Source organism: Pseudoduganella sp. UC29_106 (assembly GCF_044055365.1).
GTDB lineage: Bacteria > Pseudomonadota > Gammaproteobacteria > Burkholderiales > Burkholderiaceae_D > Rugamonas.
Genome location: NZ_CP171977.1, coordinates 4,686,562 through 4,712,359, shown reverse-complemented (window position 1 = coordinate 4,712,359; position 25,798 = coordinate 4,686,562). Strand labels below are relative to the sequence as shown.

Sequence of the window (25,798 nt, the reverse complement as noted above, 5' to 3'; positions counted from 1 at the left end):
CGCACCATGCTGAAATGGACTGATATCACGGCCATCGCCGAAGCCCTGTACGACAAGTACCCGGACATTGACCCCACCACCATCCGCTTCACCGATCTGCACAACAAGATCGTCGACCTGGAAGACTTCGACGACGATCACAAGCGCGGCGGCGAGAAGGTGCTGGAAGCGATCCAGCAGGCGTGGATCGATGAAGCGCAATAAGACTACCGGCGGCGCGAAAGGCGCCGCTGCCGTTTCTGCGGCCGCTTCGCCTCGCGCACCGCTGCCCACCACGGTCACCGATATCCCCGAAGTGAAGCCTGGCCAGTCGGTCGCGCTGCTGCAGGAGCTGCACATCCTCACGCGCGACGGCAAGCTGAACCAGGATTCGCGGCGCAAGCTGAAGCAGGTTTATCACCTGTATCAGTTCATCGAGCCGCTGCTGAATGACGTGCTGTCGGAGAAGGGTTCGGTCTCGCTGGTCGATCACGGGGCAGGGAAGTCCTACCTCGGCTTCATCATCTATGACCTGTTCTTCAAGGCGCTGCAGGATTCTTCGCACATCTACGGCATCGAGACGCGCGAGGAACTGGTCGCACGCTCGGAAGAGCTGGCGCGCAAGTTCGATTTTCCTGGCATGAGCTTTTTGCCGCTGTCGGTTGCCGAGTCCACGACTTCATCGGCGCTGCCGGAGCAGATCGACATCGTCACCGCGCTCCACGCCTGCAATACCGCGACCGATGACGCGATCGACTTCGCGCTGAAGAAGCACGCCAAACATATCGTGCTGGTGCCTTGCTGCCAGGCGGAAGTGGCGTCCGTGCTGCGCAAGAACAAGGGACAGTCGCTGGGCAAGAATGTGCTGACCGAATTGTGGCGCCATCCGATCCATACGCGTGAATTCGGCAGCCAGATCACCAATGTGCTGCGCTGCCTGCAGCTGGAAGCGCACGGCTATCAGGTCACCGTGACCGAGCTGGTTGGCTGGGAACACTCGATGAAGAATGAGTTGATCGTGGCGACGTACAAGAATCTGCCGCGCCGCCGTCCGGCCGAACGGCTGGCCGAAGTGCTGTCGACCGTCGGCCTGCAGGAAATGTCCGATCGCTTCTACACCGGCGAGCCCGCCCCTGCCGCGCCGGTGGCCGACGTCGCCGGGCAGCCCGCCGCGACGCCCGAGGTGACGCCATGAGCGCCGGCTACCCGGCTGCCGCGCCGAGCGGCGCCGGCAGCCTGTCCGCGCTGGAGGCCGGCGAACGCTGGCTCGACCTGCGCAGCGACACGGTCACCCAGCCCAGCGCCGCCATGCGCGACGCCATGCACGCCGCGCCCGTCGGCGATGACGTTTACGGCGACGACCCTACGGTCAATGCCCTGCAAGACTACGCCGCCGAACAATTCGGCTACGAAGCCGCCCTGTTCGCGGCATCGGGCACGCAAACCAACCTGATCGCGCTTCTGGCCCATTGCGGCCGTGGCGACGAATACATCGTCGGCCAGGAAGCGCACACCTACAAATATGAAGGCGGCGGCGCGGCCGTGCTGGGCAGCATCCAGCCGCAACCCCTGACCAATCGCGCCGACGGCAGCATCGCCCTGGAAGACATCGAAGCCGCTATCAAGCCGATCGACGTGCACTTCGCCCGCAGCAAGCTGCTGGCGCTGGAAAACACGATCGGCGGCCGCGTGCTGCCGCGTGAATACGTGGCGCAGGCTACCGCGCTGGCCCATGCGCGCGGACTGGCAACGCACCTCGACGGCGCGCGCGTCTGCAATGCCGCGGTGAAGCAGGGCATCAGCCTGCGCGAAGCGGTGCAAGGCTTCGACAGCGTGTCCGTGTGCCTGTCGAAAGGCCTCGGCGCCCCGGTCGGCTCCGTGCTGTGCGGCACAAAAGAATTGATAGAAGAAGCCAAGCGCTGGCGCAAGATGGTTGGCGGCGGCATGCGCCAGGCCGGCGTGATTGCAGCAGGGGGCTTGTACGCCCTGCAGAACAATGTCCAGCGCCTCGCTGAGGACCATGACAACGCCGCCTGGCTTGCCGGCGCACTGGGCCGGATTGGCGCGATCCAGGTCAGCCAGCCGCAAACGAACATTCTCTTCGTCACACTACCGCGCGAAGCCTGCGAGGGCCTGAACAAGGCACTACAGGCGGAGCGCATCCGCGTCTCCATGGCGCCCACGCTGCGCCTCGTCACCCACCTGGACGTCAACCGCCAGGACGTCGAGCGCGTTGCTGCTGTATTCACCGATTACTTCAAATGACTGAAGATACGACAATCCGCCTCGCCAAGCGCGTGGCGGAAATGGTTCCCTGTTCGCGGCGCGAAGCCGAGATCTATATCGAAGGCGCTTTTGTCAGCGTGGACGGTATGGTCGTCGAAGAGCCGGGCGCGCGCGTCGCTCCGCACCAGCAAGTCACGCTGGCGCCGGATGCTACGCTGCTCGAAATCGCCCCGGCCACCATCCTGCTGCACAAGCCCGCAGGCGTGGATGCCCTGGCCTGCCTGACGCCCGAAGCGCGCAGCGCCGAAGCCCAGCGTACGCGTTTCCTGCAGCGCCACCTGCGCAACCTGACCGCCTGCCTGCCGCTCGACGCCGCAGCGAGCGGCCTGTTCGTGTTCACGCAGGACTATCGCGTGCAGCGCAAGCTGGTGGAAGAGGGCGCGACGATGGAGCAGGAGATCATCGTGGACGTCGAGGGGAAAATCGCTGAAGGCGGCCTGCAGCTGCTGAACCAGGGGAGCGGCAAAGTGAGCTGGCAAAACGAAAATCGCCTGCGTTTCGCCGTGAAGCCGCCAAAGCCGGCACTGATCGCCAAGCTGTGCGCCGAGGCGGGCCTGCGCGCCACCGCCCAGAAGCGCCTGCGCATCGGCCGCATTGCGCTCTCCGGCCTGCCGGAAGGGCAGTGGCGCTACCTGCACAATCACGAGCGTTTCTGAGCAGGCTGTAAGCGGCGAAACAGAATGTAAGTCTTGCGATGGCGCGCTTTGTGGCTGGCTAATATGGAATCGTCAAACAGGAGATTGCGATGAGCTACAGCACGATTCCTTACTACGCCGACCTGACCCCGCACGAAATGGCGACCGCGCCCAGGCTGTCGCTGACGCCGTACAACGGCAGCGTGCCGGGTTACGACAATGCCGCGCAATACAGCGCCAATTATGCCGGCGCGGATTATCACCCCGTGTTCAGCTTCACCGCCGTTGCCGGCGCCATCTACTCGCTGGAATCCTCGAGTTACAGAGACCCCGGCGTGCTGCTGGTGTTTGACGACAATGGCCGCGCCATCGCGGAAGACGACGGCACCGGCGAGTGGGGCACCGACCACGTAAGCTTTGTTGCGCCCTATAGCGGCACTTACTACGTCGATGCCTGGTGGGTGCAGGGCGCGCACAGCGGCCAGCAAGCCGTCAGCCTGACGATACGCGAGGACCTGGCGACGCTGAACGGCAACAATATCGACGGCAGCCGGTTCGGCGAACAGCTCGATGGCACGGCCGGCAACGACAATATCTTCGGCTACGGCGGCAACGACTCGCTGTTCGGCGGCCGCGGCGATGATTACCTCGACGGCGGTGCGGGCCTCGACGAAGCCTTCTACAACGGCAACCGTTCCGAATTCTCCATCCATGCCTATGGCGACCGCTTCATCGTCACCGGCCTGGCTGGAAATAACGGCACCGACATACTCTCCAATATCGAACGCGCCAGCTTCAAGGACGTGGATGTCGCTTTCGATATCGACGGCGCTGCCGGTGAAGCCTACCGGCTGTACCAGGCCGCCTTTGACCGCAAGCCCGACTTGCCTGGCCTGGGCTTCTGGATCGCACAACTCGATCACGGCGAGCCGCTGAAGTCGGTCGCGAATGGCTTTGTCTATTCGGACGAATTCCACCGCTTATATGGCGCTCAGCCGAGCAACCTCGATTTCGTTACCCAGCTTTACTACAACGTGCTGCACCGCGCGCCGGACCAGGAAGGCCTGAATTTCTGGGTGCACGTACTCGACTCCAGGGAAGACTCGAAGGCCGGCGTGCTGCTGGGCTTCAGCGAAAGCCAGGAAAACTATGCGCACCTGATCGGCAGCATGCAGAACGGGATTGACTATATCCACTGGGGTTGACTCGCGCTTGTGATATCTTGTCCGCAGGGAGGGGACAGTATGCACAGCGAATTTTGCACGGTGGCGCGCTACCTGATTCCGACGGAAGCGCATGTCGTCTGCGGCTGCCTGCAGGCGGCGGGCATTGCGGCCGTGGTGGTGGACGATCAGTATGTCCAGTCCAATCTGCTGCTGGCGCCCGCCATTGGCGGCGTTCGGGTGCTGGTGCCGGAGCAGGACCTGCCGGCGGCGCAGGAGGTCCTGCAGGCGTTCGAACGCGGCGATCTTGCCCTCGGCGACGATGCCGACGTCGGCGGCACCAACGTTTATCCGTTCACGCCACGCAACTGAACACAATGGCCTGGATCTGGCCTTCGATGATGCCATTGCCGAAGCGCCGCTCCAGCGCGCATTCAACCGCTCCCGTTGTCTCGTCCAGATTGCCGCGCGCTTCGATTTCGGCGCGCAGCGGCGTCGCCTGGCAGAAGGCTGTGGCAGGAATGCGGGCCGACGGCGCATGGCTGCGCGAGGACACGACCGCATGGTCGATCGATGTGAATCCGCCCTCCGCCAGGTCGCGCCGGATGGTGGCGAGATCGTTGTAACCATAAGGGGTGCGCGCGAGGAAGCGCGGCGGGTCGTGCGGGAAGCGGGCGGCTACGGTGTCGTGCACGGTGCGGGCGAACTCGTTGCGCTCGAGCGTGTCCCACACATTGAACAGGAAGGCGCCGCGCGGCCGCAGCACGCGATGCGCCTCGCCAAAGGCGCGCGCCTTATCGGGAAAAAACATGGCGCCGAACTGGCAAACCACCAGGTCGAAACTGGCGTCGGGGAAGGGCAGCTTCATTGCGTCGGCCTGCCGCCATTCGATGTTTGCCGCCTTGCACTGGCGGCGCGCCTGGTCAATCATGCCCTGGTTCAAATCCGTGGCCATGATATGGGTATCCGTGGGCAGGCGCAGCATCATCTTTCGTGTGACCGCTCCGGTCCCTGCCGCCACTTCCAGCACGCTCGCAGGTGTGCGCTGCACAATGCGCCGGATCAAGTCTTCAGCGTAGGGATCGAAGATGAGCGGCAGCAAAAAGCGCTCATACAATTCAGGAATGGAGCCGGCGAATAGTGCATCCTCAGTTGCCATGATCGTCTCCTATTATGGTGGCCTTATTCGTTCAGAATAGGCACGCACGATAGGATGGGCAAGCGGGGAAGGCGCCCGCTTTCGTTAAGACCAGGCACGCACGATAGGTTGGGCAAGCGAGTCAGGCGGCGGTTTTTTTCTTCTTCTCGGGCTTGGGCAGCTGGACCAGGCGGGTGCCGGACAGGCGGTCGTGCAGGAACTGGCGGTCCTTGTCGAAGAAGGCCGTCAGGGACCACAGCAGGACGCCGGCAATCAGTGCATAAAGCGCATACCAGTGCTCCAGTTTGAGCACAAAGGAAACCAGCACCGCCGGCAATACCCACATCCAGCTAAGCAGGTAGCGCACCACGGCGGCGTGCAGGGGCACATGGTCGCGCCCCGGCATGACCAGCTTGATGCGCCAGGTCTGCATGGCGAGGGTCTGGCCCTTGCGCGTCCACTGGTGGACGAAATAGGCGGCCAGCACGAGGAAGGTGGTTGCCTGGCGGGCATGCCATGCGAAAGGCGTGACCGCGGCACGGGTAGCGAATTCGACAATCAGCAGGGGCAGGAACAGCACGGCAAACGCCAGCAGGATCTCGTAGATCATCGAGATCAGGCGGCGTTTGACGGTGGGAGTGGTAATGCCGGACGAAGCGTTATTTGCTGACATTCGGTTGTGCAGTCTGGGCCGGAGCGGCCGTTTGTACGGAGCCGGAGGCCGGAATCTGCGGCGCGGCCGGGTCCATTGGCGTGCTGCCCGGCGGCATTGGCACCACCGCGGCGCCGGCGGCGCCCGGCGTTACCGTCGCAGAACCCGGCATCGGGGCATTCGGATCGGCAGCCGGCGGCGTGCTCACCACCGGCGGCGTGAGCGGTCCAGGGGCAACAATGCCCGCCGGCACGGTGCCTGGCGCGGGCACCAGGCCCTGGCCGTGCGGCTTGACCGGCGGCGGCGTAACAATCTTGGCCTGCGCCGGAGTCGGCGGCTTGGCGACTTGCGGGCGCTTGGCAGCGGCAGCGTCCGCCAGGGCTTTCTTCTGCTCTTCAGTCAGCTGCTGGTACAGTTCCCACTGCGCCGATTTCTGGCTTGGCGTAATTTTCTGGGTGCGGGCGTAATTCTCGCGCACGGCCTTGCGCTCGGCCGGGCTCAGCTTGACCCACTCGGCCATGCGTTCCTGCACGCGCTCCTTTTCGCTGGGCTTCATCTTGCCCAGGCGGTTGGCGATTTCGATCCACTTCTGCTTGCGTACCGGGCCCAGCTCTTCCCAGCTGTCCTTCAGCGGGGCCAGGGCTTGCTGCTGTGCCGGTTTCAGGTCATCCCAATGCGGTTTTTCGCCGACCACGGCAGACGCCGGCGCGGCGGCAGGCGCCGCCACGGGGGCCGGTTGCGCGGCTTCCTGGCGCGAACACGCCGCCAGGGCCAGGGTCAGGCCGACGGCGCCGGCAATCCAGATTGTCCGACCGCTCACACGCGCCATTTATTGCTCGCGGGTTTCGAGGTAGGCGTTGAAGCCGTGATCCAGGTAAGCGGACAGCGGCAGTTCATCCGACAACACGGCCGCATCCATTTCGGCCAGCTCGGCGATCGATTGCTGCTGTTCAAATTGATAGACACCGACCATGCCGCCCATCACGAGCAGCAGGGGCAGGGCCACGCCCACATTCTTGATCCAGGCAAAAGGATTGCTGAAGAAAGCAGCGCCACCGGCGACGGCCGGGGCAGTTCGGGTGACGCGCACGCGCGCAGGCGCGTCCGCCTTCTTCCGGGCCAGCGCGGCTTTGCGCGCAGCAGCCAGACGGTCGGTAGTCGAGGCCGGCAGATCGTCTAGCTTTTCGTTGAGCGCGTGGCGCACCCGGTAGGCAAAGTTGATGTCTTCGGTGTTCATAGTTTAATTCCCTTGGCTTTGAGCGCTGCGGCGAGAGTGTGAGTTGCTCGTGAGCAATGCGTTTTCACGCTCCCTTCGGAACATCCCATTGCTTCGGCCGTTTCAGCCACATCCATATCCTGCCAGTAACGCATGAGGAAGGCTTCCCGTTGACGCGCCGGAAGCTTTTGCACTTCATCTTCAATTAATTGCAAGATTTGTGCGCGCTCAACCTGGTCAGCGCTCGACTCCGCTGCCTGGGTGCCTTCTTCGGCCTCGTACGACTCAAGTATATCAAAGTCCTCGTGCTCATCATTCGAGGGGCCGAGGCCGGAAAACAAAGAAACCCAGGTGTTGCGAACTTTTTCGCGACGGAAAAAATCCAGGATGGTGGTTTGCAGAATCCGCTGGAACAGCAGGGGCAGCTCGGCCGCGGGGCGGTCCCCGTACTTTTCGGCCAGCTTGATCATTGCATCTTGAACAATATCCAGTGCCGCTTCATCCCGCCGGACTGCATACACGGCTTGTTTGAATGCACGCCGCTCGACGTTCTCGAGAAAATCCGATAATTCTTTGTCTGTGGCCATGCGTCAGGAAGGTTGCAGCGCGGATGAGATCTGTTAGGACAATCCGCAATGTTAGCAAAGAAATGCTGTTTCCCGCAGGTTTTTATACTGTTTTGCACCAAAAATGAACTTTTAGCATAATAATTCTTGACCAGAATGGTGCAACGCAGTACCGTATGGAACGCTTTGCATACCACGAAGCTCCCCGGTCATTCGGCACAGGCACACAAAGCCGTGTTGATGCGACCAGCTTTCATTTGTCAGCAGTTTGCTCTAACCCGTGCCACAAGCGCGAGAGGTAGGTACAAAACCGCTGCATAGACCTCGGCCAAACGAGTTGCGTTTAGCCCCGGCTTGTACTCCAGCTACGCATGGGGGAAGGGTCGGTGTGACCGCAGAAAGAAGGGACGCTTGGGGTAGTGCAACGGGAACACCTGCTTCGCTAGGCAAGAGCATCCGATCAATCTCCTATGGACCTTGAAAGGAATGTTTCATGAATACCGAAGCTCCCATCACGGGCGCCGAGATCGTTGTCCGTTGCCTCGCAGAAGAGGGCGTTGAACACGTCTTTGGCTATCCCGGCGGCGCCGTCCTGTACATCTACGACGCCATCTTCAAGCAGGACAAATTCCAGCACATCCTCGTTCGCCATGAGCAGGCCGCGATCCACGCAGCCGATGCGTATTCGCGCAGCTCGAACAAAGTCGGCGTGGCCCTCGTGACCTCCGGCCCGGGCGTGACCAATGCCGTGACTGGCCTGTCCACCGCCTACATGGACTCCATCCCCATGGTTGTGATCTCCGGCCAGGTGCCGAGCCACGCCATTGGTCAGGACGCCTTCCAGGAATGCGATACCGTCGGCATCACCCGTCCGGTCGTCAAGCACAACTTCCTCGTGAAGGATGTGAAAGACCTGGCCGAGACCATCAAGAAGGCGTTCTTCATCGCACGTACCGGTCGCCCCGGTCCGGTGCTGGTCGATATCCCGAAGGATATCTCCATGCACAAGCACGTATTCAACTACCCCAAAGAGATCGAGATGCGTTCCTACCGTCCGGTCGACAAGGGGCATGCGGGCCAGATCCGCAAGGCGGTCCAGCTGCTGCTGGCTGCCGAGCGTCCGATGATCTACACGGGCGGCGGCGTGATCCTGGCGCACGCATCGAATGAACTGAATCGCATGGTCGAGAAGCTCGGCTTCCCGGTCACCAACACCCTGATGGGCCTGGGCGGTTCGCGCGCTTCCGATCCGAACTTCGTCGGGATGCCGGGCATGCACGGCACCTATGAAGCGAACATGGCGATGCAGAACTGCGACGTCCTGATCGCCATCGGCGCCCGCTTCGACGACCGCGTGATCGGCAATCCGAAGCACTTCAGCACCAACCCGCGCAAGATCATCCATATCGACATCGACCCGTCTTCCATCTCGAAGCGCGTGAAAGTCGACATTCCTATCGTCGGCAACGTGAAGGATGTGCTGATCGAGCTGCTGTCCCAGCTGGACGCAGGCGACGCCAAGCCGAACGCGCCGGCGCTGAAGAAGTGGTGGGCGCAGATCGACGAATGGCGCGGCCGCAAGTGTCTGGCCTATTCGACTTCCGACCTGGTGATCAAGCCGCAGCAGGTTGTCGAATCGTTGTTCGACATCACCAAAGGTGACGCCTTCATCACTTCGGACGTGGGCCAGCACCAGATGTGGGCAGCCCAGTACTACAAGTTCGACAAGCCGCGCCGCTGGATCAATTCCGGCGGCCTGGGCACGATGGGCGTGGGCCTGCCTTACGCCATGGGCGTGCAGATGGCCAACCCCGGCGCCACCGTGGCCTGCATCACGGGTGAAGGCTCGATCCAGATGAATATCCAGGAACTGGCCACCTGCAAGCAGTACCACCTGACGCCGAAGATCATCCTGCTGAACAACCGCTTCCTCGGCATGGTCCGCCAGTGGCAGCAGATCGACTACGGCTCGCGCTACTCCGAGTCCTATATGGATTCGCTGCCGGACTTCGAAAAGCTGGCCGAGGCCTATGGCCACGTCGGCATGCGCATCGAGAAGCCGGGCGATGTGGACGGCGCGCTGAAAGAAGCGTTTGGCATGAAGGACCGCCTGGTCTTCATGAACTTCATTACCGACCAGAGTGAAAACGTGTGGCCGATGGTGAAGGCTGGCAAGGGCCTCTCCGAAATGCTGCTTGGCTCGGAGGACCTGTAATCATGCGACATATTATTTCTGTACTTCTGGAAAACGAAGCAGGCGCACTGTCGCGCGTGGTGGGCCTGTTCTCGGCGCGCGGCTACAACATCGAAACGCTGACCGTGGCGCCGACCGAGGATGCAACCCTGTCCCGTATGACGATCGTGACCACCGGGTCCGATGACATCATCGAGCAGATCACCAAGCACCTGAACCGCCTGATTGAAGTGGTGAAGGTGGTGGACCTGACCGAAGGCCAGCATATCGAGCGCGAGCTGATGCTGATCAAGGTCAGGGCTGTGGGCAAGGAGCGCGAAGAAATGAAGCGCACCGCCGACATCTTCCGCGGCCGCATCATCGACGTGACCGAAAAGACCTACACCATCGAGCTGACCGGCGCGAAGAGCAAGCTTGACGCCTTTATCGACGCCATCGATCGTGCAGCGATCCTCGAGACCGTCCGTACCGGCGGCTCGGGCATCGGCCGCGGCGAACGCATCCTCAAAGTTTAATTGAACCGAATTCACACCAAGGAATGACCATGAAAGTTTTCTACGACAAAGACGCTGACCTCTCCCTCATCAAAGGCAAGAACGTTGCCATCATCGGCTACGGTTCCCAGGGCCACGCCCACGCACAGAACCTGACCGAATCCGGCGTGAACGTGACTGTCGGCCTGCGCCGCGGCGGCGCTTCCTGGCAGAAGGTTGAGAAGGCCGGCCTGAAGGTCGCCGAAGTGAACGAGGCAGTGAAGGCCGCCGACGTTGTGATGATCCTGCTGCCGGACGAGAACATCGCCCAGGTGTACAAGGAAAACGTGGAGCCGAACATCAAGCAGGGCGCCGTGCTGGCCTTCGCCCACGGCTTCAACGTGCACTACGGCCAGGTTGTGCCGCGCGCCGACCTGGACGTGATCATGGTCGCACCGAAGGCCCCGGGCCACACCGTGCGCGGCACCTACACCCAGGGTGGCGGCGTGCCGCACCTGATCGCCGTGTACCAGGACAAGTCCGGCGCCGCCCGTGACATCGCCCTGTCCTACGCTTCCGCCAACGGCGGCGGCAAGGCCGGCATCATCGAAACCAACTTCCGCGAAGAGACCGAGACCGACCTGTTCGGCGAACAGGCCGTGCTGTGCGGCGGTACCGTTGAACTGATCAAGGCAGGTTTCGAGACCCTGGTGGAAGCCGGCTACGCGCCTGAAATGGCTTACTTCGAGTGCCTGCACGAGCTGAAGCTGATCGTTGACCTGATCTACGAAGGCGGCATCGCCAACATGAACTACTCGATCTCCAACAACGCGGAGTACGGCGAGTATGTGACCGGTCCGAAGGTCGTGACTGCGGAAACCAAGGAAGCGATGCGCCAGTGCCTGAAGGATATCCAGACCGGCGAATACGCGAAGAGCTTCATCCTCGAGAACAAGGCCGGCGCCCCGACCCTGATCTCCCGCCGCCGCCTGACCGCCGAGCACCAGATCGAAGAAGTCGGCGCCAAACTGCGCGCAATGATGCCCTGGATCGCCAAGAACAAGCTGGTCGATCAGTCCAAGAACTGATTGTCCCGAGCAGGAATTAACGGCCCTTCGGGGCCGTTTTTTTTATGCTTGCGCGCCGTTGGGCTTGCAAAAACCAGAGGCGCGAAGCTGGTGTCTGCCACGATGTGGCAGACACCTGGTGTATGCCGTGGGTTTTAGCGAAGGACTTCGGACAGCACGCGCCCTTCGGCGCCGGCCGGCGGCCGCACGCGCAGCAGGAAGGAGAGGGTAGGCGCGATGTCCACCACCTCCGCGTACTGGGAATAAGCGCCCGGCTTCACCCACTGCTTGCCCATCATGATCAGCGGCACATTGGTATCGTAAGCATACGGCGCGCCGTGCGAGGTGCCGCTGGTGCCGCTGCCGAAGTACCAGTAGGGCTTCACGACCAGCATCAGGTCGCCCGACAGCTCGCGGTTCCAGCCGCGCCGCATCAGCGTTGCAATGCGGGTGCCGGTCACGGCGCCGTTTTCGAATTGCGTACGAGTGAACACGTCGGCGATGCCCGTTTGCTTCAGCACGAAGCGCGCCGCCTCGTTCTCGACTTCTTCACGCGACAGCTTGCCCGCTGCGATCTGAGCGTAGTCCAGGTGAATGTTCGGCATCAGATAGGCTGACACCATCTTGTCGATGCCGTACTTCGCGGTCAGGTGGGCATTCAGCTCGGCCACCAGCTTCTTGCTGTCGATCCGCTGCGCCTCGATGTGCTGGGTGCCGGACGAGAACTCGGGCACGTTCGGGAAACCATGGTCGGCGGTCAGCACGACCAGCACGTTATCCATGCCGAGGCGCTTGTCCAGGTAGGAGAAGAAGCCGGCCAGCATGCGGTCCAGGCGCTGCAGGTGGTCGTGCGAGATCTTGCTCTCCGGGCCCTGTGCGTGGTTCGCCAGGTCGTGCGCCGAGAAGCTCACGCCCAGCAGGTCCGGCACGCCCGCAGGATTCCTGCCCAGGTTTTCGCCCTCGATCGCGGCTTTCGCGAAGTCGACGGTCAACTCGTCGAGGAAGGGGCTTTCCTTCAGGCGCTTGTAGTACACCGCATCCGGTGCGCCGCTCTCGCTGTACATGGCCAGATTCGGCAGCTCGCCCGCGTCGCCCGCGTAGGCGGAATCGGCCAGCATCGGACGCCAGGTCCTGCCGTAATAGCGCTCCTGCGGCTTGCCGGCCTGGTAGGTTTGCACCCATTGCGGATGCTGCTGCATGTAGTACGTGGAGCTGGCGAAGTTGCCCGACTTTTCCATATACATGTAGGCGGTGCCGTTCTTGCCCGCCATCAGGATCGCGCCGCGGTCCTTGCCGGACACGGTGATCACTTTCGCTTTCTGGCCGGTGGCGTAGCGCAGCTGGTCGCCCAGGGTGTCGACACGCAGGTTCTTTGGCGAGGTGCCGTCGGAAGGCTCGGTGACCTCACTGCCGATGTATTTGTGGGCGGTGTCCTCGGTGCAGTAGACGCTCTTCAGCGTAACCGGGTCGATCCAGTTATTGCCGATGATGCCGTGCTGGTAGGGGTAAGCGCCGCTCAGGATGGCGGCGTGGCCGACAGCCGTCACGGTCACGCCGTGCGCCTGGTGCGCATTATTGAACCATGCGCCGTGGTCCAGCAGGCGGCGGAACCCACCTTCGCCGAACTGGCTGCGGTAGCGGGTCACCTGCTCCTGCGGCAGGCCGTCCACGGCAATGACGAGGACGAGTTTCGGTTGCGGTTCTTGTTTGGCCGGCGCGGCATGCGCACCGAGGCTGGCGGCCAGCGCCAGGGTAGGCAGGAGATATTTGCTCATAGGGTTTATTGTTAAGGAAAAGCGACTGCGATGATGCCATGAGCATGAGGCGTAATCATTTCATGCCTGTTACAAACGTTCACTATCTTGGAGTTGGGGCCAGGAAAATTTCGGTTAAAGTGCGCCCATTACCACTTGGGAGAACAATAATGAGCTTACTCAAAACCGCCGCCGCTGCCGCCCTGGTACTGGGCGCCTCGGCCGCCACCGCGCAATCCGTGCCGACCAGTGGCGCCACCGTGATCGTACCGGCCTACGGACAGGTCACCGCGCCGAACGACCAGGCCGTGGCCACCTTCGCCATCGAGGAACAGGACAAGGACAAGTCCGCCGCCGCCTCCCGCGTCAACCAGAAAATGAAGCAGGGCCTGGAAATCCTGAAAAAGGAAGACCCGCAGGCGCAGCTCAAGACCCAGGGCTATTACACTTACCCGGTCTATCCGGAAGAGCCGCCGCGTCCCATGACGTCGCCGCAGAAGCCCCGTGTGCCGACGGCCTGGCGCGTCGGCCAATATGTGCAGTTGACCACGACCAGCCTGGGCGGGCTGCCGAAGACGGTGTCCTCGGCGCAGAAAATCCTCACGCTGAACGGCATCCACTTCGGCCTGAGCCCGGCCGCCACGCGCAAGCTGGAGGACCAGCGCATTGCGGCGACCTACAAGAACCTGAATGAGCGCATTGCGTCGATCGCCAATGCGATGGGGCGTCCGCTGGGCGATGCGCAGCTGGATACCATCGATTTCGAGGGCTCGGGCAATTACGCCCGCGGCGAGGTCGCTGCCGCCGCGCCGATGATGGCGCGCTCGTTTGCCAAGGATGCCGCGCAGGAGGTGGCGGAGCCGAGTTTTGAGCCGGGCGAGACCACCCTGGACATGCGCGTCGTGGGCAAGGTCAAGTTTAAGTAGTACGCACACACGGCGGATCAATGATCCGCCCTACACGCCGCGACGGCTCTCGGCCCCGCAGGGGCTGTAGGGCGGATCATTGATCCGCCGTGCATGCTCCTCCACTATAATAGGCGACACCCCGGCGCGTTGCCGGGCAATAACAAAATGGAAGAGTATGGCCAAATTCCCCCGTCGCCGAGCCAAGCAGCCTGGCGGCAAGTCGCTGTTCAGCCGATTTGCGCGTCGTCATCAAGGCGAAGGCGCACGTCCCCGCTCGCGCGGCATTTACCTGCTGCCGAATGCCTTCACCACCGGCGCACTGTTTTGCGGCTTCTTCGCGATCGTCATGGCCATGAACCAGCGTTTCGAGCACGCCGCCTGGGCCATCTTCGTGGCCATGCTGCTGGACGGCCTCGATGGCCGCGTCGCCCGCCTGACCAATACCCAGAGCGAATTCGGCGCGCAATATGATTCCCTTTCCGACATGGTCTCCTTCGGCGCCGCCCCGGCGCTGGTGATCTACGAATTCGCGCTGCGCGGCCTGGGCAAGCTGGGCTGGATCGCCGCCTTCGTCTACTGCGCCGGCGCCGCGCTGCGCCTGGCCCGCTTCAACACCAATATCGAGGTCGTGGACAAGCGCTACTTCCAGGGCCTGCCCAGCCCCGCGGCCGCGGCCCTGGTGGCCGGTTTCGTGCTGCTGCTGGTCGACCTCGAAGTGGACGGCGTCATCTATCCGTGGCAGGCCTGGACCATCGCGATCTTCGCCGGCCTGACCATGGTCACCAATGTGCCGTTCTACAGCTTCAAGGACATCAACTTCCGCAAGTCCGTGCCCTTCATCGCCGTGTTCCTGATCGCGCTGTTCTTCGCGCTGATCTCGATCGACCCGCCGAAGGTGCTGTTCCCGCTCTTCGTGCTGTATGGCCTGTCCGGCTATGTCGTGTACTTCGTGCGGCTGGCCAAGGGCAAGCCCGTGAGCATCGTGCAGACGGCGCACGAACCCGTAGACCAAAGCGAACGCCGCTAACGCCAACCGAGGCGGCTTTTTCATCCGGGAGAATGAACCATGACCAACCGCCTCATCATCTTCGATACCACGCTGCGCGACGGCGAGCAGTCGCCCGGCGCATCGATGACCCGCGAAGAAAAGGTCCGCATCGCCAAGCAGCTCGAACGCCTGCGCGTGGACGTGATCGAAGCGGGCTTCGCTGCCGCCTCGCAAGGCGACTTCGAATCGATCCGCGCCATTGCCTCCACCATCCGCGAATCCACCGTCTGCTCCCTGTCGCGCGCCAATGACCGCGACATCGCCCGCGCCGCCGAAGCGCTGGAGCCGGCGGCACGCAAGCGCATCCACACCTTCATCGCCACCTCGCCGCTGCACATGAAAATGAAGCTGCGCATGGAGCCGGACCAGGTGCTGGAACAGGCGACGCAGGCCATCCGCTTCGCCCGCAAGTTCACTGACGATATCGAATTCAGCCCGGAAGACGGCAGCCGTTCGGAAGAGGAGTTCCTGTGCCGCGTGCTGGAGACGGTGATTGCCGAAGGCGCGACCACGATCAACTTCCCGGACACCGTCGGCTACGCCGTGCCCGAACTCTTCGGCGAATCCATTCGCCGCCTGCGCGAGCGCATCCCCAATTCGGACAAGGCCATCTGGTCGGTCCACTGCCACAATGACCTCGGCCTGGCCGTGGCGAACTCGCTGGCAGGCGTAATGATCGGCGGCGCGCGCCAGATCGAGTGCACCATCAACGGCCTGGGCGAGCGGGCAGGGAATACGGCGCTGGAGGAAGTCGTGATGGCGCTGCGCACGCGCGGCGGCTACTACAACCTCGAATGCGGCATCGACACCACGCAGATCGTGGCGGCGTCGAAGATGGTGTCCCAGATCACCGGCTTTGCCGTGCAGCCAAACAAGGCGGTCGTTGGCGCCAATGCTTTTGCGCACGCATCCGGCATCCACCAGGACGGCATCCTGAAAGCGCGCGAAACCTACGAGATCATGCGCGCCGAAGACGTGGGCTGGACCGCCAACAAGATCGTGCTAGGCAAGCTGTCCGGCCGCAACGCCTTCAAGCAGCGCCTGCAGGAGCTGGGCATCGAACTCGATTCCGAAGCCGAGATCAACGCGGCCTTCAGCCGCTTCAAGGAGCTGGCCGACCGCAAGTCCGAAATCTTCGACGAGGACATCATGGCGCTGGTGTCGGATGAAGAGCAGGCGGCCGAGGGCGAGCATTACCGCTTCGTGTCACTGTCGCAGCGTTCGGAAACGGGCGAGCTGCCCAGCGCCAAAGTCGTGTTCTCGATGGAGGGCCACGAATACACCTGCGAAGGCACGGGCGACGGTCCGGTGGACGCGGTGGTCAACGCCATCGAATGCAAGGCCCAGAGCGGCGCCGAGCTGGTGCTGTTCGCCATCAACGGCATCAGCCCCGGCACGCAGTCGCAGGGCGAAGTGACGATGCGCCTCTCCCTCGCGGGCCGCATCGTCAACGGCGTGGGTGCCGACCCGGACATCATCGTGGCCAGCGCCAAGGCATATCTTTCCGGACTGAATAAGTTGCACTCAAAAAACGAACGGGTGAATCCGCAACTGTAGGAGCGCTTCCCTTGCTGAGTTGGTTGTGTATGCTAAGTCATCATAGTATATTGACAACGAGCCAATGCAAGCAGGGGAAGTCCCATGCTGTTCAATTCCTATGGTTTCGTATTCATATACCTGCCGATAGCGCTATTGGTTTACAGCTTGCTGGGATGGGTTGGCCTGCGCGCCGCGATGGCCTGGCTGGCCTTCATGTCGCTGGTCTTTTACGCGTGGTGGGACGTCAGATTCCTGCCGCTGCTCCTGCTCTCGATCTGCTTCAACTTCCAGGCGGCGCGCGCCATCCTTTCCGCGCAGGGCTTGCGGCGCAAGCGCCTGATGCAGGCCGGCGTGGCCGTCAACCTGCTGGCGCTGGCCTGGTTCAAATACGCGAACTTCCTGTTCAGTACCAGCTTCGATATCACGCTGCCGATAGGCATATCCTTCTTCACCTTCACGCAGATCGCATTTCTCGTTGACTGCGCACGCGGTGAAGCGCGCGAAACCGACCCGGTGCAGTACACGCTCTTCGTCAGCTATTTCCCGCACCTGGTGGCCGGTCCGGTGCTGCATCACAAGGAAATGATGCCGCAGTTTTCCGCGCCGGAGAACGCGCGGCTGCGGATCGAAAACCTGGCGCTGGGCATGTCGATCTTTATCGTCGGCCTGGCCAAGAAAGTGCTGATCGCAGATAACCTGTCGCCCATGGTCGGCCCGGCATTCAGCGCCGGCGCCCATCCCCAGTTGACGGAAGCCTGGCTGGCAACGCTGGCCTACACCTTCCAGCTCTACTTCGATTTCTCCGGCTATTCGGACATGGCTATCGGCCTCTCGCTGCTGTTCGGCGTGCGGCTGCCGCTGAACTTCAATTCGCCCTACAAGTCGCGCAATATCAGCGAATTCTGGCGGCGCTGGCATATGACGCTGTCGCGCTTCCTGCGCGACTATCTCTACATCCCATTGGGCGGCAACCGCCAGGGGCCGGCGCGCCGGCTGTGCAACCTGATGATCACCATGCTGCTGGGAGGTTTGTGGCACGGCGCCGGCTGGACCTTCGTGCTGTGGGGCGGCCTGCACGGGCTTTATCTCGTGATTCATCACAGCTGGCATGCGCGCTTCCCCAACGCGGGCCCGCGCTGGTGGCATTGGCCGCTGACCTTCCTCGTCGTGTTGCTGGCATGGGTGCCGTTCCGCGCGCCGAATATGGATGTCACCTGGGACATGCTGCGCGGCCTGGCGGGCCTCAACGGCCTGGCGCTGCCCCGTCAACTGGGAGGGGAGGGCATACGCTGGCTGACGCTCGATACGGCCGGCCTGCCCATGCTGGCGCTGGCCATGCTGCTGGCCTTCTTCGCACCGAATACGCAGGAGCTGTTTGCGCGCGGCGAGGCGGGCCGCTGGCGCTGGCAGCCCAGCACGCGCTGGGCGCTGGGCTGCGCGGCATTGCTGACCGTCTGCCTGTTCAGCATGAATCGCAGCAGCGAATTCCTCTACTTCCAGTTCTGACATGCGCGCCTACCTCGCCATCGCCTGCGGTTTGCCCGTGCTGCTTGCCGGCGCAACTGGGGCGCTGAACTACAGCGTCGACCCCTACCTGCTGCATCAGTGGGATAGCCCCAAGCTCGAACGGCTTGGGCCGCATATCGAAAAGCTGACAGCCTGGGGCAAGGTGTACGCGCTGTCGCGTTACCAGCCGCAGGTCCTGTATGTTGGCAATTCGCGCACTGAGGTTGGCTTGCCGGTCGATGCGCCGCAATTTGCCGGGCGCCGCGTATTCAATGGCGCTCTGTCCGGCGCCAACCTGGGCGACGAGATCAAGATTGTGCGCTACGCCTCGAACGTGGGCCCGCTCACGACGGTGGTGTGGGGCCTGGATCTGCCTTCATTTACGCTGGCAGTCGGCAATACGGATGTGGATGACGCACTGGCCGGCGGCGGACCCGCTTATATGTGGCGCCGCAGCGCGCGCGACCTGAAGCGCAGCATCAGCCTCGATATGACGCAGGATTCCCTGCTCATGCTTGCAGGCCAATACCCGGGCGTGTGCGCGCACAGCCTCTCAAGAAACGGACAGAAGGATCACAACTGTGTGCGCATGGCCGTGGTGCGCAATGGCGGCACCAGCGGCAGCGTGCTGCCGCGCACGGCCGACTTCCTGAGACTGTATGGCAGCGGCCATGCTGCCATGCCGGCATTCATGCAGGTGCTGGAAGACCTGTGCAGCTCCCGCTTGCGGCTCTACGTCAATCCTACGCATGCGATCACCATCGATGCGCTGTACCGCATGGGACGCGGCAGGGAAATGGAGGAATGGCTGCGTGCATTGGCCGCCACAGCGGCCCAATTGCGGGCACGGGGTTGCGACACGCGGGTCTACGATTTTTCCGGCTTCAACAGCGTGACCACGGAGCCCCTGCCGCAGACCAGCGGCCAGCCGGAGATGCGCTACTTCTGGGAGCCATCGCATTACCGCGAAAATGTGGGCCGCATGGTGCTGGCGCGGCTGGAAGGCGGTGGCGAGGCGGCGGATGGATTCGGCGCCGAACTGCTGCCCGAAAGAATGGACGACCATCTCGCACGCCTGCGCACAGCATTGTGGCGCTACCGTGACGATCACCCGCGCGATAGCGCACTCGCCGGCGCCGCCAGCGCAAGAGCATCCCGCTAAGTCGTTGCAATTGCTTACACTCGCGCGTCTGCGGTTGCGGCGCCGCGCGCGTTAATTGCACATGGGCGCTCCGCCCGCTTCGAAAGGGACCAGAAAATGAAAAAGCTTCTCCTGACCGCAGTGATCTCCGCCATCGCCCTGCCTGTTTTCGCGCAGACTGCCACGCCGCGTCTGGATGCGCGCGAAGCGCATCAGCAGGAACGTATCGCGCAAGGCGTCCGCTCCGGCGAACTGACCGCCAAAGAAACCCAGAGCCTCGAGCGCCGCGAAGCGAAGCTGCAGCATGACGAGAAGGTCGCCAAGGCCGATGGCGTGGTGACGAAGAAGGAGCGCCGCGCGCTGGAGCGCGAAGCGGACCGCGACAGCCGCGCCATCGCACGCAAGAAGCACAATGAACGTACCCAGTAAGTCTTAAATCGTAAGTCTTCCTCCTGGCAGCACCGATGCCCGTTCCCGCCTCCAAAACGGGGCGGGCATCACCTGTTTTCCTCCCCTCAGCGCGCCGCGAAATTATTCTGCATCGTGTAGTTGGCAGACGCCCTGCCAAGTTCCGCTCCCGCCAGCGTCGAATAGCGGAAGTGCATGCCGCCCCAGATGCGGGCCATCGTGACTTCATCCGCGAGCGCATCGGTGCTCGTGTAGGTTCGCGTGGTGTTGGTGACCAGGCTGTTGAGCGTGAAAGTCACCGACCTGGTGCCGTAGTACTGGCGCAGCAGCTCGCCCAGGGCGCCGGCAGTGCAGGAATGCGCGGCGGGATATTCCGGATGGTTGGGCGTCGGCACGACGGGCGTCCAGGTCGCGTCGGCTGCTGTGGCGGCGTTATTGTCGGTGTCGGCCAGCGGGATTGCGCTGAGCGGACGCCAGGCTTCGTAAAAGTACTTCGCCTCGAAGCAGGCATTGCTGGCATCCGAGAAGCCGACGTAGATGATGGCCATCAGCCGGGCTGCTTCCGGGATGCCGTCCGTGGTGCGCGCGAAGCGGCCGAAATTCCGCGTCAGGAAAACAGGTGGCGGCTCCGTATGGAAGCGCGCCACCTCGAGTTGCTCGGCCGTGCGGCTCGAGCTGACCGTTCCGCCCAGCGACTTGACTTCGTTGAAGTCCGTCGCGTAGGCGGCGCTGTCCAGCGCAGGCGGTGCGGGGGAGCGGAACTGCGATGCGCTGGTCAGCGTGAACGGTTTGATATACGGCGAAAAGCGGCTGACGGGATTGGCGCCACGGAACTTGCCGGGCGCTGTGCCGGGCACATAAGGCGCCAGCACCACAGCGCGTCCGTCATTGGCGCGATTGGCCACCACGGCCGCGGCCACTTCCGCGCCGATAGCCAGGCCCTTATCTTTTGCGTCGCCCGCCGGGATGGTTGCAATATGATTGTCGTACGCGGTTTGATATTGCGCGCTGCGATTCGGGGAATAATGCCCGCAATACGCCGTAGGCCGCTGCACTGGCTGCCGCTTCCATCGACGCGCCGGCAGCCGGGGATTTTGGCGTAACGATCAAGGGTTTATGACGGCCGTCAATGGCATTTACGGCATCGTAAATCGCCGCGTGCATCGTGGCCAGGTCGGTCTGCAATACCGGACGCGCTTCCTCCGGCGTGGTGCTTGTCGTTGAACTGGCGTTGACGGTGGCGGCGCCAATATCGGTCCAATAAGCCACGACATTATTGCTGGTGGCTGCCAGCGTAACGCTGGGTGGTGCGCTTGGCACGGTCGGACTTTCTATCCCGCTTCCCCGCAGGCTACGACCAGGAATAACGGCGGCACAGCAGTAGCCACCACTCTGCATCGATTCAGAATGTTCATAACGCGCTCCTTCTTTTTGTTGCCCTTGTGGAGCGATATCAAAAAAGTAATTTCAGGATAGGCAGAGCGGAAAAATATACAAGCTATATTTAATTAAGTGAGCTTGCATAAAAAATACCGGTGTTTGCACCGATAATATATTTGAGGTTATTGGGGTAATCAAAAATTACCAGCCGAAACGGCGTTCCTCGCGCTCCGGGTCGGGACCACTAAGCATTTCCCGTACAACGCCGTCGTGGTCGAAATGAATGTGCATCATTGAATACCAGACGTCGGACTGCCGATAACGGTAACTCCACACCTGCAAATCACGCAGGCGCAGGTACATGGTTTCGTCCGGCGGGCCGAAAGTGGCGAGGATGGTATCCTTGGTGGCTTTGCCGATCGGGACAGCGGCGAAGGCAGCGTCCGTGCGGGGCACATAAGGGGAGGGGGCGGTGGCGCAACCGCTCAGTAATGCTGCTGAAATGACAACGGCGAAGAAAAAATTGGTCCCCATGGAGCACATTCTAGCCATAAAGCGTAGCCATGGACGCCTAATCCGGTTATACTTCCGCGTCCGGCCATCCGGCTGGAGTTTCATTAACGAAGTTCACGATGTGCAGGGTTGCGACTCCGTGCATCGCATGTGAAAGGTAAATCATGACTGTTGAAAACATCAACAAGGCAGCTATCATCGCCGACAACGCCCGTGGCCAAAACGACACCGGCTCCCCAGAAGTTCAGGTTGCTCTGCTGACCGCACGTATCAACGAGCTGAACACCCACTTCAAAGAGCACACCAAAGACCACCACTCCCGTCGTGGCCTGATCAAGATGGTGAACCGTCGTAAGTCCCTGCTGTCCTACCTGAAAGGCAAGGACGCAAACCGTTATCGCGACCTGATCGCTAAACTCGGTCTCGCGTAAGTAATACTTGCGTTACCCGGTTTAAGAAGATGCCTGCGTCAGTTCGCTGTCGCAGGCATTTTGCCTTTTTGGACCGTTAATTTTTTTGCAGTAAAGGCGGCCACAAGCTGCCCGTGGTGAGGTGCAACGACAGCTCCTGAAAATCTGTCGGCAAATAGAAAGGGATTACCCATGTTTAACAAAGTAACGAAGACCTTCCAGTACGGCCAACATACCGTGACGCTGGAAACTGGCGAAATCGCTCGCCAGGCTTCCGGCGCGGTGATGGTGTCGATGGACGACACCGTCGTGCTGGCTACCGTGGTGGCGCGCAAAGACGCCAAGCCGGGCCAGGACTTTTTCCCGTTGACCGTTGACTACCTCGAGAAGACCTACGCAGCGGGCAAAATCCCTGGCGGTTTCTTCAAGCGCGAAGGCCGCCCTTCGGAGAAGGAGACACTGACTTCCCGTCTGATCGACCGTCCTATCCGTCCTCTGTTCCCAGAGGGCTACATGAACGAAGTGCAGGTGATCGTGCACGTTCTGTCCGTGAATCCTGAGATCGATCCGGACATCGCTTCCATGATCGGCGCCTCCGCCGCCCTGTGCGTGGCTGGCGTACCGTTCAACGGCCCAATCGGCGCCGCGCGCGTGGGTTACCAGAACGGCCAGTACATCCTGAACCCGACTGCCTCCCAGCTGAAAGACTCCCAGATGGACCTGGTGGTGGCCGGTACCGAATCCGCCGTACTGATGGTGGAATCCGAAGCGCAGCAGCTGTCCGAAGAAATCATGCTGGGCGCCGTGGTATATGGCCACGAACAGATGAAAGTCGTGATCGACGCGATCCACGAACTGGTGCGCGACGGCGGCAAGCCTGAGCAGGAGTGGACCGCTCCGGCCAAGAACGAAGCCCTGATCGGCCGCGTGGCGCACTTCGCCGAAACCAAGATCCGCGAAGCCTACCAGACCAAGGACAAGCAGGCCCGTACCGAAAAGCTGCGCGCCATGTCCTCCGAAGTGCAGGCTGACCTGACTGCCGAGGCAGCCGCTGCCGGCGCCGAAGCACCGGATTCCGTTGAAGTTGGCAACATCCTGTTCGAAATGGAAGCCAAGGTTGTGCGTTCGCAGATTCTGGAAGGCGAGCCGCGTATCGACGGCCGCGACACCAAGACTGTGCGTCCGATCTCGATTCGTACCTCCGTCCTGCCGCGTACCCACGGTTCCGCCCTGTTTACCCGCGGCGAAACCCAGGCACTGGTCGTAGCGACCCTGGGCACCGCCCGCGACTCGCAGAAGATCGACGCGCTGATGGGCGAATACACCGACGACTTCATGCTGCACTACAACATGCCTCCGTTCGCCACCGGCGAAACCGGCCGTGTTGGCACGCCGAAGCGCCGTGAAATCGGCCACGGCCGCCTGGCCAAGCGCGCGCTGGTTGCCGCTCTGCCGGCGCCGGAAGAGTTCTCCTACTCGGTGCGCCTGGTGTCCGAAATCACCGAATCGAACGGTTCCTCGTCCATGGCTTCCGTCTGCGGCGGCTGCCTGGCGCTGATGGATGCCGGCGTGCCGATGAAGGCGCACGTGGCCGGTATCGCCATGGGCCTGATCAAGGAAGGCGGCCGTTTCGCCGTCCTGTCCGACATCCTGGGCGATGAAGACCACCTGGGCGACATGGACTTCAAGGTAGCCGGTACCGCCAATGGCATTACCGCGCTGCAGATGGACATCAAGATCCAGGGCATCACCAAGGAAATCATGCAGGTTGCACTGGCTCAGGCAAAAGAAGGCCGCCAGCACATCCTGGGCGAAATGCAGAAGGCCATGCCGAATGTGAAGACCGAGCTGTCGGACTTCGCACCGCGCCTGATCACCATCCGCATCAACCCTGAGAAGATCCGCGACGTGATCGGCAAGGGCGGCGCTGTCATCCGCGCGCTGACCGAAGAGACCGGCACCCAGATCGACATTACCGACGAAGGCATCGTGACCATCGCTTCGGTGGACGCCGCCGCCGGCCAGGAAGCCAAGCGCCGCATCGAAGAGCTGACCGCTTCCGTGGAAGTGGGCAAGTGCTACGACGGCACCGTCCTGAAGCTGCTGGACTTCGGCGCCATCGTGCAAGTGATGCCGGGCAAAGACGGCCTGCTGCACATCTCTCAGATCGCCAACGAGCGCGTGAACGCCGTTGCCGACTACCTGAAAGAAGGCCAGCAGGTACGCGTGAAGGTCCTCGAGACTGACGACCGCGGACGCCTGAAACTGTCCATGAAAGCTGCTGCTGAAGAAGCCGCTGCCGCCGCTGCACAGTAATCCCAGCCTTACCGCTGTAAAAAAGCCGCCAGTGCGCAAGCCTGGCGGCTTTTTTATAACCGGGCTAGGGAACGTTCAGGCTGGCAACTGTCCGGCTGGGCGCCTCCTCGTCCAGGTAGGAAATGGTGCCGCTGACATGGCCGCGCCGCGAGATTTCTATGTGCAGCGACATGCTGCCGTCCACGGCCTCGAATTTGTGCTCAGCAACGGGCCGGATCTCGTGCTCGCGCTGGCGTCCGACCTGTGCAAACAGGCGTTTATCTAACCTGCTGATATACATCCGTTTGCCGTTGGACAGGAAATATTCGCCCTTGTAGTTGTCCAGGTCATCCGGAAAGATGAAGTAGGGCGGAGCATCTGCCCGGGTAGCGGGCACCAGCACGCGCTCCGGCGTGTTTTGTTGCTGTGCGTAGGCGCCGGCGGCCAGCAGGCCGCAGGCAAGCAGTGGAAGTGCGCGTAACATGGCGCACCCTAGCGCATGGCTACCGAGACGATCGCGGCTTCCGGTGGCAGGCCGGCCGTTTTCTGGATGTCTTCATCGATATAAGTCATGTTGCCATTGATATCGCCGTTGTCCTGTTCGTTAAGGTGCATTTCCATGGTCTTATCCAGCGCCACAAATTTTCCGTTTCCGGTGCGGACAATTTCATGCCTGGTCTGAGATCCCACCTGGGCATACATGCGGGTCTGGAAACGGCTGAGCGTCATGGTTTTTCCATTAGACAGCGCATACTCCCCTTTATAAACTTTGAAGTCGGATTGCGAAGTGAAATAACCTTTAATTTCGGCACTTTTTAATGCCGGAATCACCACCCGTTCCACATCGGTTTGCGCCCACAGTGACGTGGTGAGCGCGCAAAAACACAGGCCCATCAGGGCTATCTTCCCTTTCATGGCGACCCCCTTCTTTATGATTTGTCTTCAACTGGACTTATTGCATCCAGCTTTTTCAATATAGGGCGAGGGAGCACAGCAGGGCATTAATATTTTTTTATAGGGGAGCGTAGAGCGATTCGTCAATTAATAAGCTGAAAATGAGTCAGATTAACTGAACAGGGACGCCGCTGCGAATCGTGTTATGTATTTCAGCTATCGAATCGGTACGTCGCAATAAATCCTCGATGACGTCGTCTGGAGCGGTGGAGAGAACGCGGGCGGAATAGCGGATATTTGTCGCGGCAAGTCCCGGACCTGGGAAGTCGGCGCTGGCTTCCACTTCGATACTATTAATTGCTATTTGTAAGCGTTCTGCTTCGCGGTAAAGGTCATTGCAATAGCAGGTGGCGATGGCCAGCATCAGAAACTCTCCGCCATTAATCCCCGACCCTTTGCCGGCGCTTTTCATCGGCACATCCAGGGATTGCGCAACGCCGTCTGTGCTCACGCGCGTCTCGTGGATCTTGTATGAGTTGCGGACGGTAGCTGAGATTTTCACGCGATGCTCCAACGGAGAGGTGCCCTTATTCTAAACCGCGGCGCCCGGCGTGGAGGCACCGGGCGCGCTGG

General features: G+C 61.7%; 29 protein-coding genes. 17 read left to right on the top strand and 12 right to left on the bottom strand.

Features of this window, described 5'->3' with window-relative positions; translation table 11 throughout:
* The first annotated feature begins 9 nt into the window (after positions 1-9).
* The 6 genes from iscX to ACHMW6_RS23580 all read left to right on the top strand — a co-directional run bounded on the left by iscX (position 10) and on the right by ACHMW6_RS23580 (position 4,435).
* Complete coding sequence (iscX, locus tag ACHMW6_RS23605; protein ID WP_395408697.1) at positions 10-204, top strand: Fe-S cluster assembly protein IscX; 195 nt, start codon at positions 10-12, stop codon at positions 202-204.
* The gene (locus ACHMW6_RS23600; protein ID WP_395400408.1) at positions 191-1,174 is read left to right on the top strand and encodes a class I SAM-dependent methyltransferase; all 984 of its coding nucleotides are present in this window, start codon (positions 191-193) and stop codon (positions 1,172-1,174) included. Before iscX ends, ACHMW6_RS23600 begins: the two co-directional genes overlap by 14 nt.
* The gene (ltaE, locus tag ACHMW6_RS23595; protein WP_395400406.1) at positions 1,171-2,244 is read left to right on the top strand and encodes a low-specificity L-threonine aldolase; all 1,074 of its coding nucleotides are present in this window, start codon (positions 1,171-1,173) and stop codon (positions 2,242-2,244) included. Before ACHMW6_RS23600 ends, ltaE begins: the two co-directional genes overlap by 4 nt.
* The gene (locus tag ACHMW6_RS23590) at positions 2,241-2,921 is read left to right on the top strand and encodes an RNA pseudouridine synthase (protein ID WP_395400404.1); all 681 of its coding nucleotides are present in this window, start codon (positions 2,241-2,243) and stop codon (positions 2,919-2,921) included. Before ltaE ends, ACHMW6_RS23590 begins: the two co-directional genes overlap by 4 nt.
* 89 nt (positions 2,922-3,010) lie before the next feature.
* Positions 3,011-4,105, top strand: a complete 1,095-nt coding sequence (locus tag ACHMW6_RS23585) for a DUF4214 domain-containing protein (RefSeq protein ID WP_395400402.1) — start codon at positions 3,011-3,013, stop codon at positions 4,103-4,105.
* Between the two features lie 39 nt (positions 4,106-4,144).
* Complete coding sequence (locus tag ACHMW6_RS23580; protein ID WP_395400400.1) at positions 4,145-4,435, top strand: DUF2007 domain-containing protein; 291 nt, start codon at positions 4,145-4,147, stop codon at positions 4,433-4,435.
* Here the strand turns inward: ACHMW6_RS23580 and ACHMW6_RS23575 are convergent.
* The 5 genes from ACHMW6_RS23575 to ACHMW6_RS23555 all read right to left on the bottom strand — a co-directional run bounded on the left by ACHMW6_RS23575 (position 4,419) and on the right by ACHMW6_RS23555 (position 7,656).
* Positions 4,419-5,222 carry a class I SAM-dependent methyltransferase gene (locus tag ACHMW6_RS23575; RefSeq protein WP_395400398.1) on the bottom strand — a complete coding sequence of 268 codons (804 nt, stop codon included), beginning with the start codon at positions 5,220-5,222 and terminating at the stop codon, positions 4,419-4,421. The genes ACHMW6_RS23580 and ACHMW6_RS23575 overlap by 17 nt on opposite strands.
* Before the next feature lie 121 nt (positions 5,223-5,343).
* On the bottom strand, positions 5,344-5,874 hold the full coding sequence (locus tag ACHMW6_RS23570) for an RDD family protein (RefSeq protein WP_395400396.1): 531 nt from the start codon (positions 5,872-5,874) through the stop codon (positions 5,344-5,346).
* Positions 5,861-6,682 carry a DUF3106 domain-containing protein gene (locus tag ACHMW6_RS23565; protein WP_395400394.1) on the bottom strand — a complete coding sequence of 274 codons (822 nt, stop codon included), beginning with the start codon at positions 6,680-6,682 and terminating at the stop codon, positions 5,861-5,863. Before ACHMW6_RS23565 ends, ACHMW6_RS23570 begins: the two co-directional genes overlap by 14 nt.
* Positions 6,683-7,090, bottom strand: coding sequence for a DUF3619 family protein (locus tag ACHMW6_RS23560; protein ID WP_395400392.1), 408 nt, complete (start codon positions 7,088-7,090; stop codon positions 6,683-6,685).
* Positions 7,087-7,656 (bottom strand): RNA polymerase sigma factor, encoded by a 570-nt coding sequence (locus ACHMW6_RS23555; protein ID WP_395400390.1) that lies wholly within the window; start codon positions 7,654-7,656, stop codon positions 7,087-7,089. The genes ACHMW6_RS23560 and ACHMW6_RS23555 overlap by 4 nt, the downstream gene beginning before the upstream one ends.
* Before the next feature lie 472 nt (positions 7,657-8,128).
* Between ACHMW6_RS23555 and ACHMW6_RS23550 the strand changes: the two genes are divergently transcribed.
* Genes ACHMW6_RS23550 through ilvC form a run of 3 tightly spaced genes read left to right on the top strand, consistent with a single transcriptional unit; the run spans position 8,129 to position 11,390 of the window.
* Positions 8,129-9,850 carry an acetolactate synthase 3 catalytic subunit gene (locus ACHMW6_RS23550; RefSeq protein ID WP_395400388.1) on the top strand — a complete coding sequence of 574 codons (1,722 nt, stop codon included), beginning with the start codon at positions 8,129-8,131 and terminating at the stop codon, positions 9,848-9,850.
* A 2-nt stretch (positions 9,851-9,852) separates the two neighbouring features.
* Positions 9,853-10,344 carry an acetolactate synthase small subunit gene (ilvN, locus tag ACHMW6_RS23545; protein WP_395400386.1) on the top strand — a complete coding sequence of 164 codons (492 nt, stop codon included), beginning with the start codon at positions 9,853-9,855 and terminating at the stop codon, positions 10,342-10,344.
* A 29-nt stretch (positions 10,345-10,373) separates the two neighbouring features.
* Positions 10,374-11,390 carry a ketol-acid reductoisomerase gene (ilvC, locus tag ACHMW6_RS23540; protein WP_395400384.1) on the top strand — a complete coding sequence of 339 codons (1,017 nt, stop codon included), beginning with the start codon at positions 10,374-10,376 and terminating at the stop codon, positions 11,388-11,390.
* A gap of 134 nt (positions 11,391-11,524) precedes the next feature.
* On the opposite strand, the gene ACHMW6_RS23535 is transcribed toward ilvC, so the two are convergent.
* On the bottom strand, positions 11,525-13,144 hold the full coding sequence (locus ACHMW6_RS23535) for an alkaline phosphatase family protein (RefSeq protein WP_395400382.1): 1,620 nt from the start codon (positions 13,142-13,144) through the stop codon (positions 11,525-11,527).
* Between the two features lie 149 nt (positions 13,145-13,293).
* Between ACHMW6_RS23535 and ACHMW6_RS23530 the strand changes: the two genes are divergently transcribed.
* From ACHMW6_RS23530 to ACHMW6_RS23505, 6 genes are all read left to right on the top strand, one after another.
* Complete coding sequence (locus tag ACHMW6_RS23530; RefSeq protein ID WP_395400380.1) at positions 13,294-14,049, top strand: SIMPL domain-containing protein; 756 nt, start codon at positions 13,294-13,296, stop codon at positions 14,047-14,049.
* Between the two features lie 157 nt (positions 14,050-14,206).
* Complete coding sequence (gene pssA, locus ACHMW6_RS23525; RefSeq protein WP_395400378.1) at positions 14,207-15,058, top strand: CDP-diacylglycerol--serine O-phosphatidyltransferase; 852 nt, start codon at positions 14,207-14,209, stop codon at positions 15,056-15,058.
* Between the two features lie 39 nt (positions 15,059-15,097).
* The gene (locus ACHMW6_RS23520) at positions 15,098-16,636 is read left to right on the top strand and encodes a 2-isopropylmalate synthase (protein ID WP_395400376.1); all 1,539 of its coding nucleotides are present in this window, start codon (positions 15,098-15,100) and stop codon (positions 16,634-16,636) included.
* A gap of 84 nt (positions 16,637-16,720) precedes the next feature.
* Positions 16,721-18,124, top strand: a complete 1,404-nt coding sequence (locus tag ACHMW6_RS23515; RefSeq protein WP_395400374.1) for an MBOAT family O-acyltransferase — start codon at positions 16,721-16,723, stop codon at positions 18,122-18,124.
* Position 18,125: 1 nt separating this feature from the next.
* On the top strand, positions 18,126-19,286 hold the full coding sequence (locus tag ACHMW6_RS23510; protein WP_395400372.1) for a hypothetical protein: 1,161 nt from the start codon (positions 18,126-18,128) through the stop codon (positions 19,284-19,286).
* A gap of 96 nt (positions 19,287-19,382) precedes the next feature.
* A complete protein-coding gene (locus ACHMW6_RS23505; RefSeq protein WP_395400370.1) occupies positions 19,383-19,694 on the top strand; it encodes a hypothetical protein in 312 nt (103 codons plus the stop codon).
* An 86-nt stretch (positions 19,695-19,780) separates the two neighbouring features.
* Here the strand turns inward: ACHMW6_RS23505 and ACHMW6_RS23500 are convergent, their stop codons facing one another.
* From ACHMW6_RS23500 to ACHMW6_RS23490, 3 genes are all read right to left on the bottom strand, one after another.
* Positions 19,781-20,593, bottom strand: coding sequence for a vanadium-dependent haloperoxidase (locus tag ACHMW6_RS23500; protein WP_395400368.1), 813 nt, complete (start codon positions 20,591-20,593; stop codon positions 19,781-19,783).
* A 22-nt stretch (positions 20,594-20,615) separates the two neighbouring features.
* Positions 20,616-21,071 carry a hypothetical protein gene (locus tag ACHMW6_RS23495; RefSeq protein WP_395400366.1) on the bottom strand — a complete coding sequence of 152 codons (456 nt, stop codon included), beginning with the start codon at positions 21,069-21,071 and terminating at the stop codon, positions 20,616-20,618.
* A gap of 183 nt (positions 21,072-21,254) precedes the next feature.
* Positions 21,255-21,587: a hypothetical protein gene (locus tag ACHMW6_RS23490; RefSeq protein WP_395400364.1), complete on the bottom strand. Its 333-nt coding sequence runs from the start codon at positions 21,585-21,587 to the stop codon at positions 21,255-21,257.
* Between the two features lie 143 nt (positions 21,588-21,730).
* Here ACHMW6_RS23490 and rpsO point away from each other — a divergent pair, with 143 nt between their 5' ends.
* Together rpsO and pnp are read left to right on the top strand one after the other, a co-directional pair.
* A complete protein-coding gene (gene rpsO / locus ACHMW6_RS23485; RefSeq protein WP_395400363.1) occupies positions 21,731-21,997 on the top strand; it encodes a 30S ribosomal protein S15 in 267 nt (88 codons plus the stop codon).
* A gap of 171 nt (positions 21,998-22,168) precedes the next feature.
* Positions 22,169-24,292: a polyribonucleotide nucleotidyltransferase gene (gene pnp / locus ACHMW6_RS23480; protein ID WP_395400361.1), complete on the top strand. Its 2,124-nt coding sequence runs from the start codon at positions 22,169-22,171 to the stop codon at positions 24,290-24,292.
* Positions 24,293-24,356: 64 nt separating this feature from the next.
* Here pnp and ACHMW6_RS23475 read toward each other — a convergent pair whose 3' ends face one another.
* The 3 genes from ACHMW6_RS23475 to ACHMW6_RS23465 form a co-directional block, all read right to left on the bottom strand.
* Positions 24,357-24,755: a hypothetical protein gene (locus tag ACHMW6_RS23475; RefSeq protein ID WP_395400359.1), complete on the bottom strand. Its 399-nt coding sequence runs from the start codon at positions 24,753-24,755 to the stop codon at positions 24,357-24,359.
* Positions 24,756-24,763: 8 nt separating this feature from the next.
* A complete protein-coding gene (locus tag ACHMW6_RS23470; RefSeq protein WP_395400357.1) occupies positions 24,764-25,186 on the bottom strand; it encodes a hypothetical protein in 423 nt (140 codons plus the stop codon).
* Between the two features lie 145 nt (positions 25,187-25,331).
* Positions 25,332-25,727, bottom strand: a complete 396-nt coding sequence (locus ACHMW6_RS23465; protein ID WP_395400355.1) for an OsmC family protein — start codon at positions 25,725-25,727, stop codon at positions 25,332-25,334.
* Between the last annotated feature and the right edge of the window lie 71 nt (positions 25,728-25,798).

What these genes read in the sequence shown, in the direction of transcription:
- ACHMW6_RS23600 (WP_395400408.1), top strand. Translation starts at nt 191, where the DNA reads ATGAAGCGCAATAAGACTACCGGCGGCGCGAAAGGCGCCGCTGCCGTT.
- ltaE (WP_395400406.1), top strand. Translation starts at nt 1,171, where the DNA reads ATGAGCGCCGGCTACCCGGCTGCCGCGCCGAGCGGCGCCGGCAGCCTG.
- ACHMW6_RS23590 (WP_395400404.1), top strand. Translation starts at nt 2,241, where the DNA reads ATGACTGAAGATACGACAATCCGCCTCGCCAAGCGCGTGGCGGAAATG.
- ACHMW6_RS23585 (WP_395400402.1), top strand. Translation starts at nt 3,011, where the DNA reads ATGAGCTACAGCACGATTCCTTACTACGCCGACCTGACCCCGCACGAA.
- ACHMW6_RS23580 (WP_395400400.1), top strand. Translation starts at nt 4,145, where the DNA reads ATGCACAGCGAATTTTGCACGGTGGCGCGCTACCTGATTCCGACGGAA.
- ACHMW6_RS23575 (WP_395400398.1), bottom strand. Translation starts at nt 5,222, where the DNA reads ATGGCAACTGAGGATGCACTATTCGCCGGCTCCATTCCTGAATTGTAT.
- ACHMW6_RS23570 (WP_395400396.1), bottom strand. Translation starts at nt 5,874, where the DNA reads ATGTCAGCAAATAACGCTTCGTCCGGCATTACCACTCCCACCGTCAAA.
- ACHMW6_RS23565 (WP_395400394.1), bottom strand. Translation starts at nt 6,682, where the DNA reads ATGGCGCGTGTGAGCGGTCGGACAATCTGGATTGCCGGCGCCGTCGGC.
- ACHMW6_RS23560 (WP_395400392.1), bottom strand. Translation starts at nt 7,090, where the DNA reads ATGAACACCGAAGACATCAACTTTGCCTACCGGGTGCGCCACGCGCTC.
- ACHMW6_RS23555 (WP_395400390.1), bottom strand. Translation starts at nt 7,656, where the DNA reads ATGGCCACAGACAAAGAATTATCGGATTTTCTCGAGAACGTCGAGCGG.
- ACHMW6_RS23550 (WP_395400388.1), top strand. Translation starts at nt 8,129, where the DNA reads ATGAATACCGAAGCTCCCATCACGGGCGCCGAGATCGTTGTCCGTTGC.
- ilvN (WP_395400386.1), top strand. Translation starts at nt 9,853, where the DNA reads ATGCGACATATTATTTCTGTACTTCTGGAAAACGAAGCAGGCGCACTG.
- ilvC (WP_395400384.1), top strand. Translation starts at nt 10,374, where the DNA reads ATGAAAGTTTTCTACGACAAAGACGCTGACCTCTCCCTCATCAAAGGC.
- ACHMW6_RS23535 (WP_395400382.1), bottom strand. Translation starts at nt 13,144, where the DNA reads ATGAGCAAATATCTCCTGCCTACCCTGGCGCTGGCCGCCAGCCTCGGT.
- ACHMW6_RS23530 (WP_395400380.1), top strand. Translation starts at nt 13,294, where the DNA reads ATGAGCTTACTCAAAACCGCCGCCGCTGCCGCCCTGGTACTGGGCGCC.
- pssA (WP_395400378.1), top strand. Translation starts at nt 14,207, where the DNA reads ATGGCCAAATTCCCCCGTCGCCGAGCCAAGCAGCCTGGCGGCAAGTCG.
- ACHMW6_RS23520 (WP_395400376.1), top strand. Translation starts at nt 15,098, where the DNA reads ATGACCAACCGCCTCATCATCTTCGATACCACGCTGCGCGACGGCGAG.
- ACHMW6_RS23515 (WP_395400374.1), top strand. Translation starts at nt 16,721, where the DNA reads ATGCTGTTCAATTCCTATGGTTTCGTATTCATATACCTGCCGATAGCG.
- ACHMW6_RS23510 (WP_395400372.1), top strand. Translation starts at nt 18,126, where the DNA reads ATGCGCGCCTACCTCGCCATCGCCTGCGGTTTGCCCGTGCTGCTTGCC.
- ACHMW6_RS23505 (WP_395400370.1), top strand. Translation starts at nt 19,383, where the DNA reads ATGAAAAAGCTTCTCCTGACCGCAGTGATCTCCGCCATCGCCCTGCCT.
- ACHMW6_RS23495 (WP_395400366.1), bottom strand. Translation starts at nt 21,071, where the DNA reads ATGCAGAGTGGTGGCTACTGCTGTGCCGCCGTTATTCCTGGTCGTAGC.
- ACHMW6_RS23490 (WP_395400364.1), bottom strand. Translation starts at nt 21,587, where the DNA reads ATGGGGACCAATTTTTTCTTCGCCGTTGTCATTTCAGCAGCATTACTG.
- rpsO (WP_395400363.1), top strand. Translation starts at nt 21,731, where the DNA reads ATGACTGTTGAAAACATCAACAAGGCAGCTATCATCGCCGACAACGCC.
- pnp (WP_395400361.1), top strand. Translation starts at nt 22,169, where the DNA reads ATGTTTAACAAAGTAACGAAGACCTTCCAGTACGGCCAACATACCGTG.
- ACHMW6_RS23475 (WP_395400359.1), bottom strand. Translation starts at nt 24,755, where the DNA reads ATGTTACGCGCACTTCCACTGCTTGCCTGCGGCCTGCTGGCCGCCGGC.
- ACHMW6_RS23470 (WP_395400357.1), bottom strand. Translation starts at nt 25,186, where the DNA reads ATGAAAGGGAAGATAGCCCTGATGGGCCTGTGTTTTTGCGCGCTCACC.